Below are 16,213 nucleotides of genomic sequence, written 5' to 3' on the forward strand. Positions count from 1 at the left end.
GGCACCCATGCCGCCGCGACCGCCGGCTGCGCCTCGAGCCCCAGCGCCAGCAGCACCGGCGCCACCACCAGCACCAGCACCGAGCCCGCCAGCACGCGCCTGGCCTCGGCCAGCGCCGCCACCGGGTCGGCGAGCGCGTGGAAGACCTTCTCCGCGCGGTAGCCCGCCAGCTCGCCGTCGGCGAAGGGCAGCGCGCCGGCATCGGCGACCCGGAAGTCGATCCCGGGGAACCGGTCGCGGGCCGTCGCGATCATGTCCTCGTCGACGTCCAGACCGATCGCCGCGACGCCGCGGTCCTGGAGTTCGGCAACGGCCCTGCCGGGCCCGCAGCCGATGTCGGCGACCGGGCCCGAGCCGGGTAGCAGCTGGTACGACCGCTCGCGCAGCTGCACGGCCGCGGGCAGCGAGTCGAAGCGGTCGAGGATCTCGATGAGGTTCGCGGTTGACATGCCGCCGAGCCTGCGACTTCATGTCGACGTGAAGTCAACACCTGAACTCGCCATCGGCGATCTGGCCGCGCACTTCGGGCTCGCCACGCACGTCCTGCGGCACTGGGAGTCGGTGGGGCTGCTCGCGCCGCGCCGGGTGTCGGGACGTCGCCGGTACGGCCGGGACGACCTGTACCGGGTGGCGATCATCCTCCGCGCCAAGCAGGCGGGACTCGGCCTCGACGCCATCGGGGAGATGCTGGCGCCCGCGGATCTCGGTGCGCGGCAGCGGATCATGCAGCGCCATCGCGACGAGCTCCGCCGCCGCATCGACGAGCTCCAGGCGTCCCTGGACCTCGTCGAGTGCGCCCTGGACTGCGACCACGCCGACATCGCCACGTGCCCGAACTTCCAGCGGTCCCTCGACGAACTGGCCGACCCCGCGAGCGCCCGTTGAACCGCAGTTTCAATTGAAACTGCGAATCCCGCCCACGAGCATTCACAGTTTCAATTGAAACTGCGGCCTCCTGCGTGCAGGGCTTCGGCCCGCGAGCTGGGGAGAGCCGTAGACTGACCTCGACATTTCGTCGTTCGCAGGGGAGTGGGCACTTGTCCGGCACCGATCCCACCGCGCTCCAGGAATTGCGCGCCGTGGAGGCCGAGCTCAACGAACGCTGGCCGGAGACCAAGATCGAACCGTCGCTGGACCGGATCCAGTTGCTCACCGATCTGCTCGCCGACCCGCAGCGGAGCTACCCGGTGGTGCACATCGCCGGGACCAACGGGAAGTCGTCCACCTCGCGGATGACCGACGCCCTGCTGAGCGGTCTCGGCCTGCGCACCGGCCGCTACACCAGCCCGCACCTGCAGCTGGCCACCGAGCGGATCGGCATCGACGGCAAGCCGATCAGCCCGGAGGCCTACGTCGAGGCCTACCGCGACGTCGCGCCGTACGTGTCCATCGTGGACTCCCGCAGCGACGTGAAGATGAGCAAGTTCGAGGTGCTCACCGGGATGGCCTTCGCGGCCTTCGCCGACGCCCCGGTGGAGGCGGCGGTGGTCGAGGTCGGGCTGGGCGGCAGCTGGGACGCCACCAACGTCGCCGACGCCAAGATCGCGGTGGTCTGCCCGATCGCGCTGGACCACGCGGAGTACCTCGGTGACGACATCGCCGGGATCGCCAAGGAGAAGGCCGGGGTCATCAAGCCCGGCTCGATCGCCGTGGTCGCCGCGCAGCCCGCGGCGGCGCAGCAGGTGATCATGGACCGCATCGCCGAGGTCGACGCCACGGTGGCCCGCGAGGGCCAGGAGTTCGGCGTGCTGGCCCGCACCGTCGCGGTCGGCGGGCAGATGCTGCGCCTGCAAGGCCTCGGCGGTGTCTACGACGAGATCTTCCTGCCGCTGCATGGTGAGCACCAGGCGCGCAACGCCGCCCTCGCGCTCGCCGCGACCGAGGCGTTCTTCGGAGCCGGCGCCGATCGTCAGCTCGACGTGGAGCGGGTCCGCGAGGCCTTCGCCGGCGTCATCACCCCCGGCCGCTTGGAGCGGGTGCGCTCCGCGCCGACGGTGCTGGTCGACGCTGCGCACAACCCGCACGGCGCTCGGGCCCTGGCCGACGCGCTCAGCTCGGAGTTCTCCTTCCGGCGCCTGGTCGCCGTGGTCGGCGTGCTCGACGACAAGGACGCGCGCGGCATCCTGGCCGAGCTGGAGCCGGTGGTCGAGGAGGTCGTGCTGACCAAGACCTCCTCGCCGCGCGCGATGGACCCCGACGCGCTGGCGGCGGTGGCCAAGGACATCTTCGGCCCGGACCGCATCGTCGTCGAACCGCGCCTGGACGACGCCGTCGAGACCGCGATCCAGCTCGCCGAGGAGACCGAAGAACCAGGTGAGGCGGTGTCCGGCGGCGGTGTGGTGATCACCGGCTCAGTGGTCACCGCGGGCGAAGCCCGGGCCCTGTTCGGCAAGGAACCGGCGTGAGCAGCCCTGTGAAGCGCGGAGAGGCGGGACTGTGACTGTGACCGACGAGCAGACGCCCGAACCGGGCAAGGGGTTGCCCGAACCGGGCAAGGGGTTGCCCGAGGCGCCGCCCGGCGTGCGGGACCCGTGGAAGGGCCTGCGCGGGATCATGGCCGGCACGCTGGTGCTGGAGTTCATCACGTTCCTGCTGGCGCTGCCGGTGGTCTGGCGCTTCGGTGGCGGCGTGTCCGGTGCCGGGTTCGCCATCGTCGCGGTGCTGTCGGTGCTGATGCTGGTGGCGGCGTTCGTGCAGCGCCGCCCGTGGGGCCTCGGCGTGGCGCTCGCGCTGCAGGTGGCGATGATGGCGTGCTACTTCGTGCACCCGTCGGTCGGCATCATGGGCGCGATCTTCGCGGCGATCTGGGGCTACATCCTCTACCTCCGCAACGACGTCGCCCGCCGCATGCGCGAAGGCCAGCTCTACGACCAGCTCGGCCACCCTCCGGGCTACCCGCCGGAGGAGCAGGCCGACTGACGTCCGGTCGATTTCGCGGGAGCTCGGCGTTCGAGCTCCCGCGATGTCGTTCCAGGGGCCTCAGCTGATGTCGACGACCGCTCGGCCGATGATCTCTCCTCGGTTGAGGGCGTCGTAGGCCTCTTGAACCTGGTCGAAGGTGTACCGGCGGCTGATCGCGTCCTGCGGGCGGAGCAGGCCGCGGGCCACCAGGTCGAGCAGGACCGGCATGTCGCGGCGGGGCTTCGCGCCGTAGGAGCCCTTGATCTGCAGCTTGCGGCGGGCGATGGTCGCCAGGTCGAACTCGCCGGTGGTGCCGCGGGCGGCGATGCCGACCACCACGACCTGCCCGCCCTCGACCACCGAGTCGCGGGCCACGTTGAACGTCGGCACCGCGCCGAGCGCCTCGAAAGCGACGTCGACCCCGCGCCCACCGGTGAGCTCGCGGATCGCGGCCGGTGCGTCCACCTCGGCCGAGTTGACCACGTGCGTCGCGCCGAGTTCGCGGGCGCCGGCCAGCTTCTCGTCGCTGATGTCCACCGCGATGATCATCGACGCGCCGAACACCGCGGCCAGCTGGATCAGCGCCGAACCGACACCGCCGGCCGCGACGACCGCGACGGTGTCGCCGACGCGCAGGTCGGCGGCGTGGCGCAGCGCGCCGTAGGCGGTCATCGTCGAGCAGCCCACCGACGAGACGTCGGCCAGCTCAACACCGTCGGGCACCTTGTACACCGAGGTCGCCGGGGTGACGCAGCGCTCGGCGAGCCCGCCCTGGGAGTACATCCACACCGGGTCGCCGTCCGGCCGGAACAGCCTGGTCTCGTCGTCGTAGAGCCGTCCCTTGGCCCGGTTGAACTGGAAGAAGTCCAGGCAGATCTCCTCGTTCCCGGCGGCGCACTGGGCGCACTGGCCGCACGGCATGATGAAGCTGGTGACCACCGGGTCGCCCACCGCGAGCCCGGTGACGCCCGGACCGACTTCGGAGATCACGCCCGCGACCTCGTGCCCCAGCACTGCTGGCGCCGGGAACGGCAGCTCGCCCTTGAGCACGTGCAGGTCGGAGTGGCAGGCACCGCAGGAACGCACGTCGATGGCGACCTCACCGGCCTTCGGCGTCGGATCGGCGAGTTCCTCGATCCGCATCGGCTGGTTGCTAGCGGTGTGCACGGCGGCGCGCATCCGGGCCCTCCTCGTCAGACCGGCCAGTCGGTTTGCAGGTGAAGCTATCGCGCCGGACCGCCGCGCACCAGGCTTGGGATTGGGCACGAACTCTTCACCTGGACGTCGACCACCGGTGGACCGCAAGCCGTTTCGCGCGGATAGAACCAGCGCATGAGCACCAATCCCGCGCTGAACCGGCGCACCCTGCTGAAGGGTGCCGCCACCGGCCTCGCCGCCTCCGGTCTGCTGCTGCCCGGCGCCCCGGCCTTCGCCCGCTCCGGACGCCCCGCGCTGACCCACGGCGTGCAGCTCGGCGACCCGCGACCGGACGGCGCCGTGGTGTGGACCCGCGCCGACCGGCCGTCCCGGATGTTCGTCGAGATCTCCGGGCACGCCGACTTCCGCGACGCGCGCCGGATCCCCGGTCCGCTGCTGACCCCGGAGACCGACGGAACCGGCGAGGTCCTGCTGGGCGGGTTGCCGCCGGGTCAGCAGGTGCACTACCGCGTCGTCGCCCAGGACCTGGACGGCCGGGTGGACAGCGAGCCGCTGACCGGCACCTTCCGCACCGCGCCGCTGGTCCGCCGGGACGTGCGCTTCCTGTGGTCCGGTGACGTCGTCGGGCAGGGCTGGGGCATCAACCCGGACCTCGGCGGCATGACGATCTACAACGCGATGGCCGCCCGGAACCCGGACTTCTTCCTGCACAGCGGCGACACGGTGTACTCCGACGGTCCGCTGCAGGAGTCGGTGACGCTGCCGGACGGGCGGGTGTGGCGCAACATCGTCACCCCGGAGAAGTCCAAGGTCGCCGAAACGCTGGCCGAGTACCGCGGGCAGTTCGCCTACAACCTGCTCGACGAGAACTTCCGCCGCTTCACCGCGCAGGTGCCGCAGCTCGTGCAGTGGGACGACCACGAGGTCACCAACAACTGGTACCCCGGCGAGATCTTGGACTCGGACAAGTACACCGAGAAGCGCGTGGACGTGCTCGCCGCGCGGGCGTTCCAGGCGTTCCACGAGTGGCAGCCGGCCCGCCGCCAGGACGCGGTGGACGGCAGGGTGTACCGCAAGGTCTCGCACGGTCCGCTGCTCGACGTGTTCGTGCTCGACATGCGCAGCTACCGCGACCCGAACTCGCCGGGCACCAGCCCGGAGCGGATCCTCGGCGAGCGCCAGGCCCGCTGGCTGGTGGAGGAGCTGGGCCGCTCGCGGGCGACCTGGAAGGTGATCGCCTCGGACATGCCGATCGGCATCGTGGTGCCCGACGGCGACGCGATCGAGGCGGTGGCCAACGGCCTGCCCGGTGCGCCCAACGGCCGCGAGGCCGAGCTGGCCTGGGTGCTGCAGGAGATCAAGCGCCGCTCGGTGCGCAACACGGTCTGGCTGACCGCGGATGTGCACTACTCGGCGGCGATCGAGTACTCCCCGGAGCGCGCCGCCTTCGACGGCTTCGACCCGTTCTGGGAGTTCGTCTCCGGCCCGCTGCACGCAGGTGCGTTCGGCCCGAACAAGCTGGACCCGACCTTCGGCCCCGACCAGGTGTTCCTCAGCGCCCCGACCCGCCAGGGCGCTTCCCCGCTCGAGGGCTTCCAGCACTTCGGCGAGGTCAACATCGACGCCCGGACCGGCCAGCTCACCGTCGACCTCCGGGACCAGACCGGCCGCTCCCTCTGGGCCAAGACCCTCGACCCGCAGCGCTGACCGGCTCGGGTCGCCCACCGACGAGATGATGGAACCGCCGGGTGATTCGGCGGTTCCATCGGAGTGATGGCGCCCCGGCGTCGGGCGTGTCACCTGCATCGATACGCTGGCGGGCAAATCGGGCGCCGTGCGTGGTCGCACGGGCGCCGAAGGTGGCTTAAGGAGGAAACCGTGAGCGAGCGCACCCTGGTCCTGGTCAAGCCCGACGGTGTCGAGCGCGGCCTGGTCGGCGAGGTGATCAGCCGGATCGAGCGCAAGGGCCTGAAGCTGGTCGCGCTGGAGCTGAAGAACGTCGACCGCGAGCTGGCCGAGCAGCACTACGCCGAGCACGACGGCAAGCCGTTCTTCGGCTCGCTGATCGAGTTCATCACCTCCGGCCCGGTCGTGGCCGCCTGCGTCGAGGGCCCGCGCGCCATCTCGGCCTTCCGCCAGCTGGCCGGCGGCACCGACCCGGTCGACAAGGCCGCCCCGGGCAGCATCCGCGGCGACTTCGGCCTGGAGGTCCAGTTCAACCTGGTGCACGGCTCGGACTCCACCGAGTCCGCCGAGCGCGAGCTCAAGCTCTGGTTCCCGGAGCTCTGAGCACCCCAGCGGGTGGAGACCATTTGAACTCGCCCCGGGCCCTTTTTCTGAGGACCGGGGCCTTTACCCTGGTTGGGTGCGTGTGGAGTCCGTTTTCGACAGGTTGGAACCGCTGCTCTCGCGTGTCTCCAAACCCGTGCAGTACGTGGGTGGGGAGCTCAACGCGACGGTGAAGGCGTGGGACGACACCGCCATCCGGTGGTGCCTGATGTACCCCGACGCCTACGAGGTCGGACTGCCCAACCAGGGCGTCCAGATCCTCTACGAGATCCTCAACGAGCAGCCGGACGTGCTGGCCGAGCGCACCTACGCGGTGTGGCCGGACCTCGAGGAGCTGATGCGGGAGAACGGCATCCCGCAGTTCACCGTGGACGCGCACCGCCCGGTCGGTGCCTTCGACGTGCTGGGCGTCAGCTTCGCCACCGAACTCGGTTACACGAACCTGCTCGGCGCGCTGGACCTGGCGGGGATCCCGATCCACGCCGTCGACCGCACCGACGACCACCCGATCGTGCTGGCCGGCGGGCACGCGGCGTTCAACCCGGAGCCGATCGCGGACTTCCTGGACGCGGCGGTGCTCGGCGACGGCGAGGAAGCCGTCCTGGAGGTCACCGAGGCCATCCGCCGCTGGAAGGCGGAGGGGCGGCCGGGCGGCCGCGACGAGCTGCTGCTGCGGCTGGCCGAGTCGGGCGGGGTGTACGTCCCGAAGTTCTACGACGTCAGCTACCGCGACGACGGCGCCATCGACCAGGTCGTGCCCAACCAGGAGCGCGCCCCGTACCGGGTCTTCAAGCGCACCACCATGGAGCTCGACGACTGGCCGTACCCGAAGCAGCCGCTGGTCCCGCTGGCCGAGAGCGTGCACGAGCGGATGAGCGTGGAGATCTTCCGCGGCTGCACCCGCGGCTGCCGGTTCTGCCAGGCCGGGATGATCACCCGGCCGGTGCGCGAGCGCTCCATCGAGGGCATCGGCGAGATGGTGCAGCGCGGTCTGGAGGCCACCGGGTTCGAGGAGGTCGGGCTGCTGTCGCTGAGCTCGGCCGACCACTCCGAGATCGCCGAGATCACCAAGGGCCTGGCCGACCGCTACGAGGGAACCAACACCGGTCTGTCGCTGCCGTCGACCCGGGTGGACGCGTTCAACATCGACCTGGCCAACGAGCTGTCCCGCAACGGTCGCCGCTCCGGTCTGACGTTCGCCCCGGAGGGCGGCAGCGAGCGGATCCGCCGCGTGATCAACAAGATGGTGTCCGAGGAGGACCTGATCCGCACCGTCTCGGCGGCCTTCGCCAACGGCTGGCGGCAGGTCAAGCTGTACTTCATGTGCGGTCTGCCCACCGAGACCGACGACGACGTGCTGCAGATCGCCGAGATGGCCAAGGAGGTCATCCGCGCTGGTCGCGAGGCCTCCGGGCGCAAGGACATCCGGTGCACGATCTCCATCGGCGGGTTCGTGCCCAAGCCGCACACCCCGTTCCAGTGGGCTTCGCAGACCGACCCGGACACCGTCGACTCGCGGCTGCGCAAGCTGCGCGAGGCGATCAACTCCGACCGCAAGATCGGCCGCAACATCGGCATGCGCTACCACGACGGCAAGCCGTCGATGATCGAAGGCCTGCTCTCCCGCGGTGACCGGCGGATCGGGCGGGTCATCGAGCGGGTGTGGCGCGAGGGCGGCCGGTTCGACGGCTGGAACGAGCACTTCTCGTACGAGCGCTGGGTCTCCTGCGCCGCGGCCGAGCTGGAGCCGCTGGGGGTGGACCTGGACTGGTTCACCACCCGGGAGCGGACCGAGGGCGAGGTCCTGCCGTGGGACCACCTCGACTCCGGCCTGGACAAGGAGTGGCTCTGGGCGGACTGGCAGGACGCGCTGGACGCCCGCGAGCAGGACGACTGCCGCTGGACGCCGTGCTTCGACTGCGGCGTGTGCCCGACCATGGGCACCGACATCGAGGTCGGTCCGACGGGCCGCAAGCTGCTTCCGATCTCCCCGGTCGGGCAGGGCTCGCCGGTCCGCAACCCGGCCTTCACCCAGGGCTGACGCCGGCCGGAAGCGCTGGTCGGGGCCATTCGCCCGGAACGGCCGCCGGATCCCACCGGGCCGGCGGCCGGTCGGGCGAGAGCTCGGTGCGGGGGCGCTCCGCGCGGTACGGTCCTTCGAAAACTGGCCCGCAGGTGTTGTCACACTGCGGTTGAGCAAGCAAGCATCGGCATTGGAGCGGTCGTTCCAGGACCGCCGATGACGATCATGGTCGGGAGGGCATCCTGAGTCGGCGAGATCACCCCAATCCCTCGGCTGCGCCGGTGCAGAAGCTGCGGCTTCGCTACGCCAAGCGGGGACGGCTGCGGTTCACCTCGCACCGCGACGTGGCGCGCACCTTCGAGCGCGCGCTGCGACGGGCCGGGGTACCGATGGCGTATTCCCAGGGCTTCAGCCCGCACCCGAAGGTGTCCTGGGCGGGCGCGGTGCCCACCGGGGTGTCCAGCGTTGCCGAGTACGTCGAGCTCCAGCTGGTGGAGCAGGTCGAGCCGGCCGCGCTGCGCGCCGAGCTCAACGCCGCGCTGCCCGACGGCATCGACGTGCTCGACGCCGTGCCGGCCCAGCCGGGCCCGCTGGCGGACAAGCTCGAGGTCAGCAGGTGGCGGATCGACCTGCCCGGCACGGACGTCGCGGAGCTGCGCGACGCCGTCACCGCGCTGATGGCGGCCGACACCGCGCTCGTGGAGCGGATGACCAAGGACGGTCGCCGCACCATCGACGCGCGGGCGGCGCTGCTCAGCGCGGAGGTCCAGGAGTCCGGCGGAGCGGTCGCGCAGAGTGATCAAAATTCGGTCGCAACCGCCCAGGTGGACGATTGGCCGAAGGCATCGGAACCGTATGGGATACTTGTAACGGTCGTGCGGCAGACAACACCCGTCGTACGGCCCGACGACGTACTGAGCGCCCTGCGTGTCGTCGCCGGTCTGGCACCGTCGGCCGCCGCGAGCGCGACCCGGCTGGAACAGGGTCGGCTCGACGACGGAGGCGGTATCGCCGACCCGTTGGCCCAGGACTCAGGCGCCGACCGGAGCCCGGCGGGGGAGCCCACGGCCGGGTGACGGACGGCGCGGACGTCGTCGACCCGCCGTGTGACTTCCCGGCCTGAAGGCTGGGGGCGGAGGGACCACGAAGAATTGCCGTCGCCCGCGGGCGGCGGAGACCGAAGAACGCACATGCCTCTGTGCGGCCGCGTCCACCCGGACGCGCCCGGGGGCGGAGGAGCTGGATGTTGAACACGGATACGCCCGCTGGAAGCGCCAGCGGGCAATCGCCCACACCTACCGGAGCAGAGCAGGGCAGCATCGAACTGCCGGCCAAGCTCCGCGTGCACGCACTGGCCAAGCTGCTGGGTTCCAGCAGCCGGGAGATCATCAACACGCTCGAGTCGATCGGCGAATCGGTTCGCAGCGCTCAGTCGAACATCACCCGCGAGGTGGCGCTGCAGGTCGTGCAGGCCCTGAACCCGGAGCTGGTGGAGCCGGAGACCCCGGCCGAGCAGCCGGAAGCCCCGGCCGCCGCGCCGGAGGAGAAGGCCGAGCCCGAGCAGCCCGCGGCCGAGGAACCGGCTGCCGAGCAAGCCGCCCCGGAGCCCGAGCAGGCTCCGGCGGTGCCCGCTGCGCACTTCGCGTCGGCCGATCGGGAAGCGACCCCCGAGGGCGGCGCGTCCGCCGGGTTGACGCCGACGTTCGCCGCGCCGGAGGCCATGTTCCTGGCCCCGTCGCCGCAGGAGCCGCGTCCCGAGCAGAAGACCGCGCCGGCACCCGCTGCGGCGGAGGAGCCGGCCGAGACCAAGACCGAAGCACCGGCCGGGACCGAGGCGGAGACCGAGTCCGAGGAGGACTCCGAGGGCGGTGGCCGTCGCCGCCGTCGCCGGGGTCGCCGCGGTCGCGGTCGCGGTCGCGGTGCTGATGGCGAGACCAGCGGTGACGGGGAGTCGGAGGCTTCCGAGGAGACCACCACCGCCGAGGCCGCCGAGCAGCCCGCCGAGGCGGAGACCACCGAGGAGCAGCCGGCCGCCGAGTCCGAGGGCTCCGGCGAGTCGAACCGCCGTCGCCGTCGTCGCCGCCGCCGCAAGGGCGGGTCCGACGACGAGAGCGGTGCCCGCGAGGACGACCCGCCGAACACCGTCGTGCACGTCCGCGAGCCGGCCGCCGCCGAGACCCGCCAGGACAGCAGCGACGACGAGGTCCGCGCGGTCAAGGGCTCGACCCGCCTGGAGGCCAAGCGCCAGCGCCGCCGGGACGGCCGCGAGGCCGGTCGCCGCCGCGCCCCGGTGCTCTCCGAGGCCGAGTTCCTGGCCCGCCGCGAGTCGGTGGACCGCAAGATGGCCGTCCGCCAGAACGGCGACCAGACGCAGATCGCGGTGCTCGAGGACAACGTCCTCGTCGAGAACTTCGTGACCTCGTCGGGCACCGGCTCGCTGGTCGGCAACGTCTACCTGGGCCGCGTGCAGAACGTGCTGCCCAGCATGGAAGCCGCCTTCGTCGACATCGGCCGCGGCCGCAACGCGGTGCTCTACGCCGGCGAGGTCGACTGGGACGCCGCCGGGCTGGCCGGCAAGGCGCGCCGCATCGAGCAGGCGCTGTCGACCGGTGACAGCGTCTTGGTGCAGGTCACCAAGGACCCGGTCGGTCACAAGGGCGCCCGGCTGACCACCCAGATCAGCCTGCCCGGTCGCTTCCTGGTGTACGTGCCGGGCGGCGGCGCCACCGGCATCAGCCGCAAGCTGCCCGACACCGAGCGCAAGCGGCTCAAGGAGATCCTCAAGCGGATCGTCCCGGACAACGCCGGGGTGATCATCCGCACCGCGTCGGAAGGCACCAGCGAAGAAGCGCTGGACCGCGACGTGCGCCGCCTGCAGGCGCAGTGGGAGGTCATCAAGGAGAAGGCCGAGACCCCCGGCGCGCAGGCCCCGCAGCTGCTCTACGAGGAGCCGGACCTGCTGATCAAGGTCGTCCGCGACCTGTTCACCGAGGACTTCTCGCAGATGACGGTCCAGGGCAACGACGCCTGGGACACCATCGAGGCCTACGTCCAGCACGTCGCGCCCGACCTGGCGCAGCGGCTGGTCAAGCACGTCGGCAAGAACGACGTGTTCACCGAGCAGCGGATCAACGAGCAGATCGCCAAGGCCCTGGACCGCAAGGTCTGGCTGCCCTCCGGCGGCTACCTGGTGATCGACCGCACCGAGGCCATGACGGTCATCGACGTCAACACCGGCAAGTTCACCGGCTCGGGCGGCAACCTCGAGGAGACCGTCACCCGCAACAACCTGGAAGCGGCCGAGGAGATCGTCCGCCAGCTCCGGCTGCGCGACATCGGCGGCATCATCGTCATCGACTTCATCGACATGGTGCTGGAGTCGAACCGCGACCTGGTGCTGCGCCGCCTCACCGAGTGCCTGGGCCGCGACCGCACCCGCCACCAGGTCGCCGAGGTGACCTCGCTGGGCCTGGTGCAGATGACCCGCAAGCGGGTCGGCACCGGCCTGCTCGAGGCCTACAGCAGCACCTGCGAGCACTGCCGCGGCCGAGGCCTGCTGGTCTCCACCGAGCCGACCCAGCACCACAACGGCCACGGCGGTGGCGGCGGTGGGAACAACAACAACGGCTCCCGCCGCAACCGCAACCGCGGCAAGCAGCAGGACGAGCAGCCCGAGCGCACCGAGGCCAAGGCCCCGGAGCCGGTGAAGGAGTCGCCGAAGGCCGAGGCGCCGAAGGCGGAGCCCGCGAAGCCGGTCGAGGTGAAGGCGCCGGAGGCGAAGCCCGCCGAGAAGCGCGAGGCGGAGCCGAAGCCCGCGGAAGCTCCGAAGGAGCGCCCGGCGGAGAAGCCGGAAGCGGCGAAGCCCGCTGAGGCCGCGAAGCCGGTCGAGTCGGCGAAGCCGGTGGAGCAGGCGAAGCCGGTCGAGGAGGCGAAGCCGGCCGAGGAGGCGAAGCCGGTCGAGGAGGCGAAGCCGGCCGAGAAGGCCGCTGAGCCGACCGCGGCGGAGCCGAAGGCCGAAGCCGCCCCGGCGGCGAAGGCCGGAGCGAACGGCCGTCGCCGCAAGGCGACGCGAGCGACCGCGAGCGCTGGCGCGCCGGTGGCGCCGCTGGTGATCACCAAGCCCGCCGAGCCGGCCAAGCCAGCCGACAACGGCATGCCCGAGGTCGCGCCGGCAGCCCCGGTCCGCCGGGTGCGTCGCCGGTCGTCGTCGCGCCCCGCCGGCCCGCCCGTCGAGGGCTGACCGAACAGCCGGGAATGGCCGATCCGTTCACGAACGGATCGGCCATTCTGCTTTTCCGGCCCGTTCTACTTGTGCACGAGTTCACCCGGCGGCGCACCACCTGAGTTCGAGCGGTGGGGTCCCCAGGCCGAACGCTCGCGGACCCGGCGAGGAGTGTCGGCCGGTCCCGGACGTGAAAGAAGGGCCCCTCCGACCGCTGGTCGGAAGGGCCCTTCGGGTGTTCCGTCAGTTCTGCTGGTTCGAGTCGAACGTGGGGATGTCGGTCCGGTCGTCCGAGCTCGGCATGTCACCCGGCAGCTGGACCGCCTGGGTCAGCTCTCCTGGCGACCACGTGCCCCAGTGGGTCTCCGGGTGGATCTCCAGCGCCGCCTTCGCCGGGAGCGCGTTCGCGTCGTACGGGTGCACGACGTACAGCGAGCCCCAGTCCTGCTGCGGGGCGCCGCGCAGGTAGGTCGGCAGTTCCCGCACGCTCGACGCCACGTTCAGCCAGCCGAACGGTCCACCCGCGTCCGGCGAGGACCAGCCCTCGCCGACGTCGCGGACCAGCTCACCGGCAGACACCCGGAACTGCGGCATCTCGGCGATGCCGTCGTACAGGCCCGAGATCTGCAGGCACGGGTGCACCAGCGCGGCGGGCCACTCGACGAACGTCGGGGCGTTGCCCACGAGCTGGGTCATGTCGGTCAGCTTCGGCACGCGCGGCGTGCTCACCGCCAGCCAGCCGTCCGCGCCGAGCGCCTGGTCGACCGCGATGAGCCGCATCTTCGTGGCGCCCTCGGCCTCGGCGCCGAGGGTGTAGCGGTGGTCGCGCCAACCGGGCGGCGGGCCCTGCTCGGCCTTGTAGCGGCCGGTGATCTCGAAGCCGCGGGGGGTGTCCCGGCCGAACTCCAGCACCACCGAGTTCGCCCCGGTCTCCGCGCCGGCCATGCTCAGCACGACCGGCACCTTGCCGCTGAGCGCCTCCTCGGGCAGGTCGAACCAGGGCGTGCGCAGCTCGCCGGTGCCGAGGCCCGCCTCGTCGTAGCTGCCCCACACCGGGGCGTCGTCCCCGCCGAACTGGTTCGGCGGCCGGAAGTTCGGCTCCTCCGGGTCGTTGGGGTTGCTGGTCGGCACACCGGGACGGCTGAAACCGACTTCCTTCGGCTTCAGGTACTCCTGGGCGGTCTCGTGGCCGACCAGCCGCTTCGGCGGAACCGGCACGGCCTTGTCGGTCACCGGAGCGGCCGCGGTGGGCTGCTCGGGCGACACCGGCAGCACACCGGCCCGCGGATCGGTCTCCACGTCGATGTAGTCGGACAGCCCGCAGCTGGACCCGGTCAGCTGCTTGATGTTGTCCACACCGAGGTTGTACGTGTCGTCCTGCTTCTGGATGGCCTTGCCGAAGCCCGCCAGTTCGAAGACCACCAGCAACGCGCACAGCACGGACAGCGGCGCGGTGCCCAGGCGCAGCGCGCGGCTGCGCTTCTCCGGGCTGTCCCAGCTCTCGTCGACGATCTTCGGGTTGTTCTCGTCGATGCGCAGGTGCTCGATCAGCGCGATGATGCCCGCGACCGCGGCGAAGAACAGGAACAGCGTGCTGAAGTTGTAGGCCTTGATCGACGGCGGCTTGTCGAACCACGGGATGCCCCAGCCCGAGACGTACCACCAGGCGTTGGGGCCGGTGGCGGCGAAGGCCAGGATCACCATCAGCCCGGCGATGAACGCTGCCCGGTTGCGGCGCGAGCGCAGCACCGTGGTGCTGGTCGCCAACGCCGTCAGCGCGGCCAGCGCGCCGCCGAACGCGGCGAAGATGCCGAAGTGGTGGGTGTGCTTGGTGGGGGTGAGGGCCAGCACCGCGAAGCACATCGCGGTGATCGCCAGCAGGCGCCGGCTCGGGCCCAGCGCCGCACCCCGGATGCGGTTGCGGCGCAGCAGCACGACCGCGCACATCACCAGGCACAGGATGACCAGCAGCACCGGGAAGCGCCGGGTCATCGAGCCGTCCGGGCTCTGGCTGAACAGCAGGGCGTAGCGGCTGAGCTCCTCGTACCACCGGCCGTTGGGGCCGAAGGTGGTCTTGAGCTCCATCGAGTCCAGGACCGACCGGAAGGTCTGGTCGTAGAACACCAAGGTCAGGATCACGAAGCCGGACGCGCTGATCGGCGCGAGCACGGGCAGCCAGCCGAACTCCTGGGCCCGCTTGCGCACCAACCGGTACAGCGGCTTGATCGCAGCGATGTAGGGCAGCACCGCGACCAACCCGTGCGGGTTGACGCCGACCGACAGCGCCGCGCCCACCAAGCCCAGCGCGGCGGGCATCAGCCGCCCGGTGGCCACGGCGCGCTCGACGGCGCACAGCGCCAGCAGCGAGAACAGCACCACGACCGGCTCAGCGCGGAGGCCGTTGTTGTACGGCAGCCAGAAGGCCAGGAAGACGGCGGCGGCGGCCCAGCCCGCGGCGTTGGAACGCCGGACCTGCTGGCCCAGGCGCGGCAGCACCTCGCGGCTGATCAGCAGCCAGGACACGATGCCCATCAGCAGCGCGGGCAGGCGCACCCACGGGGTCGCGGTCGAGACCTGCACCCAGAGCGCGTAGACCTCGTAGAACCACCCGAACGGCGATTCGGGGTTGGCGAACCAGCGGTAGTAGTTGCTGACGTACCCGGCGCTCTGCTCGGAGCGCACCATGCTGAGCACGTAGCCGTCGTCGGAGGTCATCGCCCCGATCAGCCACCACACGCCCAGCGCGATGAACACCGATGCGTCGCGCAGCGTCGGCTTCCACCACCCGATCGGGGCGAGTTTCGGCGCGCGCCGCCCGGCGCGCACGTCCAGTCGCCGCAGGCAGAACACGGAGCCGATGAACGCGGCGACCGTCAGCGCCATCACGACCAGCTTGAGCGCGGTGGCCTCGGTGCTGAACCGGTTGTCCACGCGGGCCTCGAAGGACAGGCCGTGGACGTCGTCGACGTTGTTGTCGAGCGTGGAGTAGATGCCGGTCAGCTGGGGCCGCTGGTCGCCGAGGACGCTCGCCCACTGCTTGCCGCCGACGGTGGCGGTGGTGCCCCCGGCGTCGGCGCGGAGCTTGATCGCGCAATCACCTGGCGGCAGCTCGACCGTGCCGACCTGCTGCCCCTTGGAGAACAGCGCGGCCTGGCCGTTGTCGACCTGCAGGACCAGACCGGTCAGCTTGCCGAAGTCCGAGGACGGGGGATTGGTGCTGAGCAGCATGCCCGGCCCGGCCGTGCGCTCGTCCAGACTCCGGACGGCAGCGCAGGGCACCTCCGCGTTCAACCACAGCGGTGAGTACGCGACCAGCGGTGCCGACACCGATCTGGTGCCTTCCGCGGTCGGCCACTTCAGCGTGGTGATGTTGTGATTGACCGGGAGGAACGGGATCAGGAGCGCAAGCACCGTCCCGACGATTCCGAGGATTGCGGCAGACAGCCGAAGTCGCTTCGCCGAGTGCACGCGCAGCACCTTACGGGGGTGCCTACGCGCGCGGGCGAGTGCACCCCCGGCGGTGAGCGCGCCGTTATCGCCCGGACCTCGCGCCGTTACGCATCAGTAGTCGATCAGCGGACCGGTCGTTGCGTCAACCACAGTTTCAATTGAAACTGTGT

11 protein-coding genes are annotated in these 16,213 nt (G+C 71.2%); 8 read left to right on the forward strand and 3 right to left on the reverse strand.

The features are described from left to right. The coding region (locus ABTZ89_RS21645; protein ID WP_351047476.1) for a class I SAM-dependent methyltransferase at positions 1–449 on the reverse strand (449 nt) is incomplete at its 3' end. Here ABTZ89_RS21645 and ABTZ89_RS21650 point away from each other — a divergent pair. The 3 genes from ABTZ89_RS21650 to ABTZ89_RS21660 all read left to right on the forward strand — a co-directional run bounded on the left by ABTZ89_RS21650 (position 430) and on the right by ABTZ89_RS21660 (position 2,919). Continuing rightward, positions 430–885: a helix-turn-helix domain-containing protein gene (locus ABTZ89_RS21650; RefSeq protein WP_270949355.1), complete on the forward strand. Its 456-nt coding sequence runs from the start codon at positions 430–432 to the stop codon at positions 883–885. The two genes, ABTZ89_RS21645 and ABTZ89_RS21650, sit on opposite strands and share 20 nt — an antisense overlap. Positions 886–1,037: 152 nt before the next feature. Next, entirely contained in the window at positions 1,038–2,405 is a 1,368-nt protein-coding gene (gene folC, locus ABTZ89_RS21655; RefSeq protein WP_351047480.1) for a bifunctional tetrahydrofolate synthase/dihydrofolate synthase, read from the forward strand. A gap of 31 nt (positions 2,406–2,436) precedes the next feature. After that, on the forward strand, positions 2,437–2,919 hold the full coding sequence (locus tag ABTZ89_RS21660; protein ID WP_270949353.1) for a DUF4233 domain-containing protein: 483 nt from the start codon (positions 2,437–2,439) through the stop codon (positions 2,917–2,919). Positions 2,920–2,979: 60 nt separating this feature from the next. Here ABTZ89_RS21660 and ABTZ89_RS21665 read toward each other — a convergent pair whose 3' ends face one another. Then, positions 2,980–4,080: a zinc-binding dehydrogenase gene (locus ABTZ89_RS21665; RefSeq protein ID WP_351047483.1), complete on the reverse strand. Its 1,101-nt coding sequence runs from the start codon at positions 4,078–4,080 to the stop codon at positions 2,980–2,982. A gap of 153 nt (positions 4,081–4,233) precedes the next feature. On the opposite strand from ABTZ89_RS21665, the gene ABTZ89_RS21670 reads away from it, so the two are divergent. The 5 genes from ABTZ89_RS21670 to ABTZ89_RS21690 all read left to right on the forward strand — a co-directional run bounded on the left by ABTZ89_RS21670 (position 4,234) and on the right by ABTZ89_RS21690 (position 12,611). Beyond that, positions 4,234–5,766, forward strand: coding sequence for an alkaline phosphatase D family protein (locus ABTZ89_RS21670; RefSeq protein ID WP_270949351.1), 1,533 nt, complete (start codon positions 4,234–4,236; stop codon positions 5,764–5,766). Positions 5,767–5,937: 171 nt separating this feature from the next. Then, a complete protein-coding gene (ndk, locus tag ABTZ89_RS21675; RefSeq protein WP_270949348.1) occupies positions 5,938–6,348 on the forward strand; it encodes a nucleoside-diphosphate kinase in 411 nt (136 codons plus the stop codon). 76 nt (positions 6,349–6,424) lie between these two features. Then, positions 6,425–8,389 (forward strand): TIGR03960 family B12-binding radical SAM protein, encoded by a 1,965-nt coding sequence (locus tag ABTZ89_RS21680; RefSeq protein ID WP_351047488.1) that lies wholly within the window; start codon positions 6,425–6,427, stop codon positions 8,387–8,389. Positions 8,390–8,652: 263 nt separating this feature from the next. Beyond that, positions 8,653–9,447: a TIGR03936 family radical SAM-associated protein gene (locus ABTZ89_RS21685; RefSeq protein WP_351047491.1), complete on the forward strand. Its 795-nt coding sequence runs from the start codon at positions 8,653–8,655 to the stop codon at positions 9,445–9,447. A gap of 167 nt (positions 9,448–9,614) precedes the next feature. Next, positions 9,615–12,611: a translation initiation factor IF-2 N-terminal domain-containing protein gene (locus tag ABTZ89_RS21690; protein WP_351047494.1), complete on the forward strand. Its 2,997-nt coding sequence runs from the start codon at positions 9,615–9,617 to the stop codon at positions 12,609–12,611. A gap of 225 nt (positions 12,612–12,836) precedes the next feature. Here the strand turns inward: ABTZ89_RS21690 and ABTZ89_RS21695 are convergent, their stop codons facing one another. Next, a complete protein-coding gene (locus ABTZ89_RS21695) occupies positions 12,837–16,004 on the reverse strand; it encodes an arabinosyltransferase domain-containing protein (protein WP_351047497.1) in 3,168 nt (1,055 codons plus the stop codon). Between the last annotated feature and the right edge of the window lie 209 nt (positions 16,005–16,213).

This window comes from Saccharopolyspora sp. NPDC002686, assembly GCF_040295745.1.
Classification (GTDB): Bacteria; Actinomycetota; Actinomycetes; order Mycobacteriales; family Pseudonocardiaceae; genus Saccharopolyspora; species Saccharopolyspora oryzae.

What these genes read in the sequence shown, in the direction of transcription:
- ABTZ89_RS21690 (WP_351047494.1), top strand. Translation starts at nt 9,615, where the DNA reads ATGTTGAACACGGATACGCCCGCTGGAAGCGCCAGCGGGCAATCGCCC.
- ABTZ89_RS21665 (WP_351047483.1), bottom strand. Translation starts at nt 4,080, where the DNA reads ATGCGCGCCGCCGTGCACACCGCTAGCAACCAGCCGATGCGGATCGAG.
- ABTZ89_RS21670 (WP_270949351.1), top strand. Translation starts at nt 4,234, where the DNA reads ATGAGCACCAATCCCGCGCTGAACCGGCGCACCCTGCTGAAGGGTGCC.
- ABTZ89_RS21650 (WP_270949355.1), top strand. Translation starts at nt 430, where the DNA reads ATGAGGTTCGCGGTTGACATGCCGCCGAGCCTGCGACTTCATGTCGAC.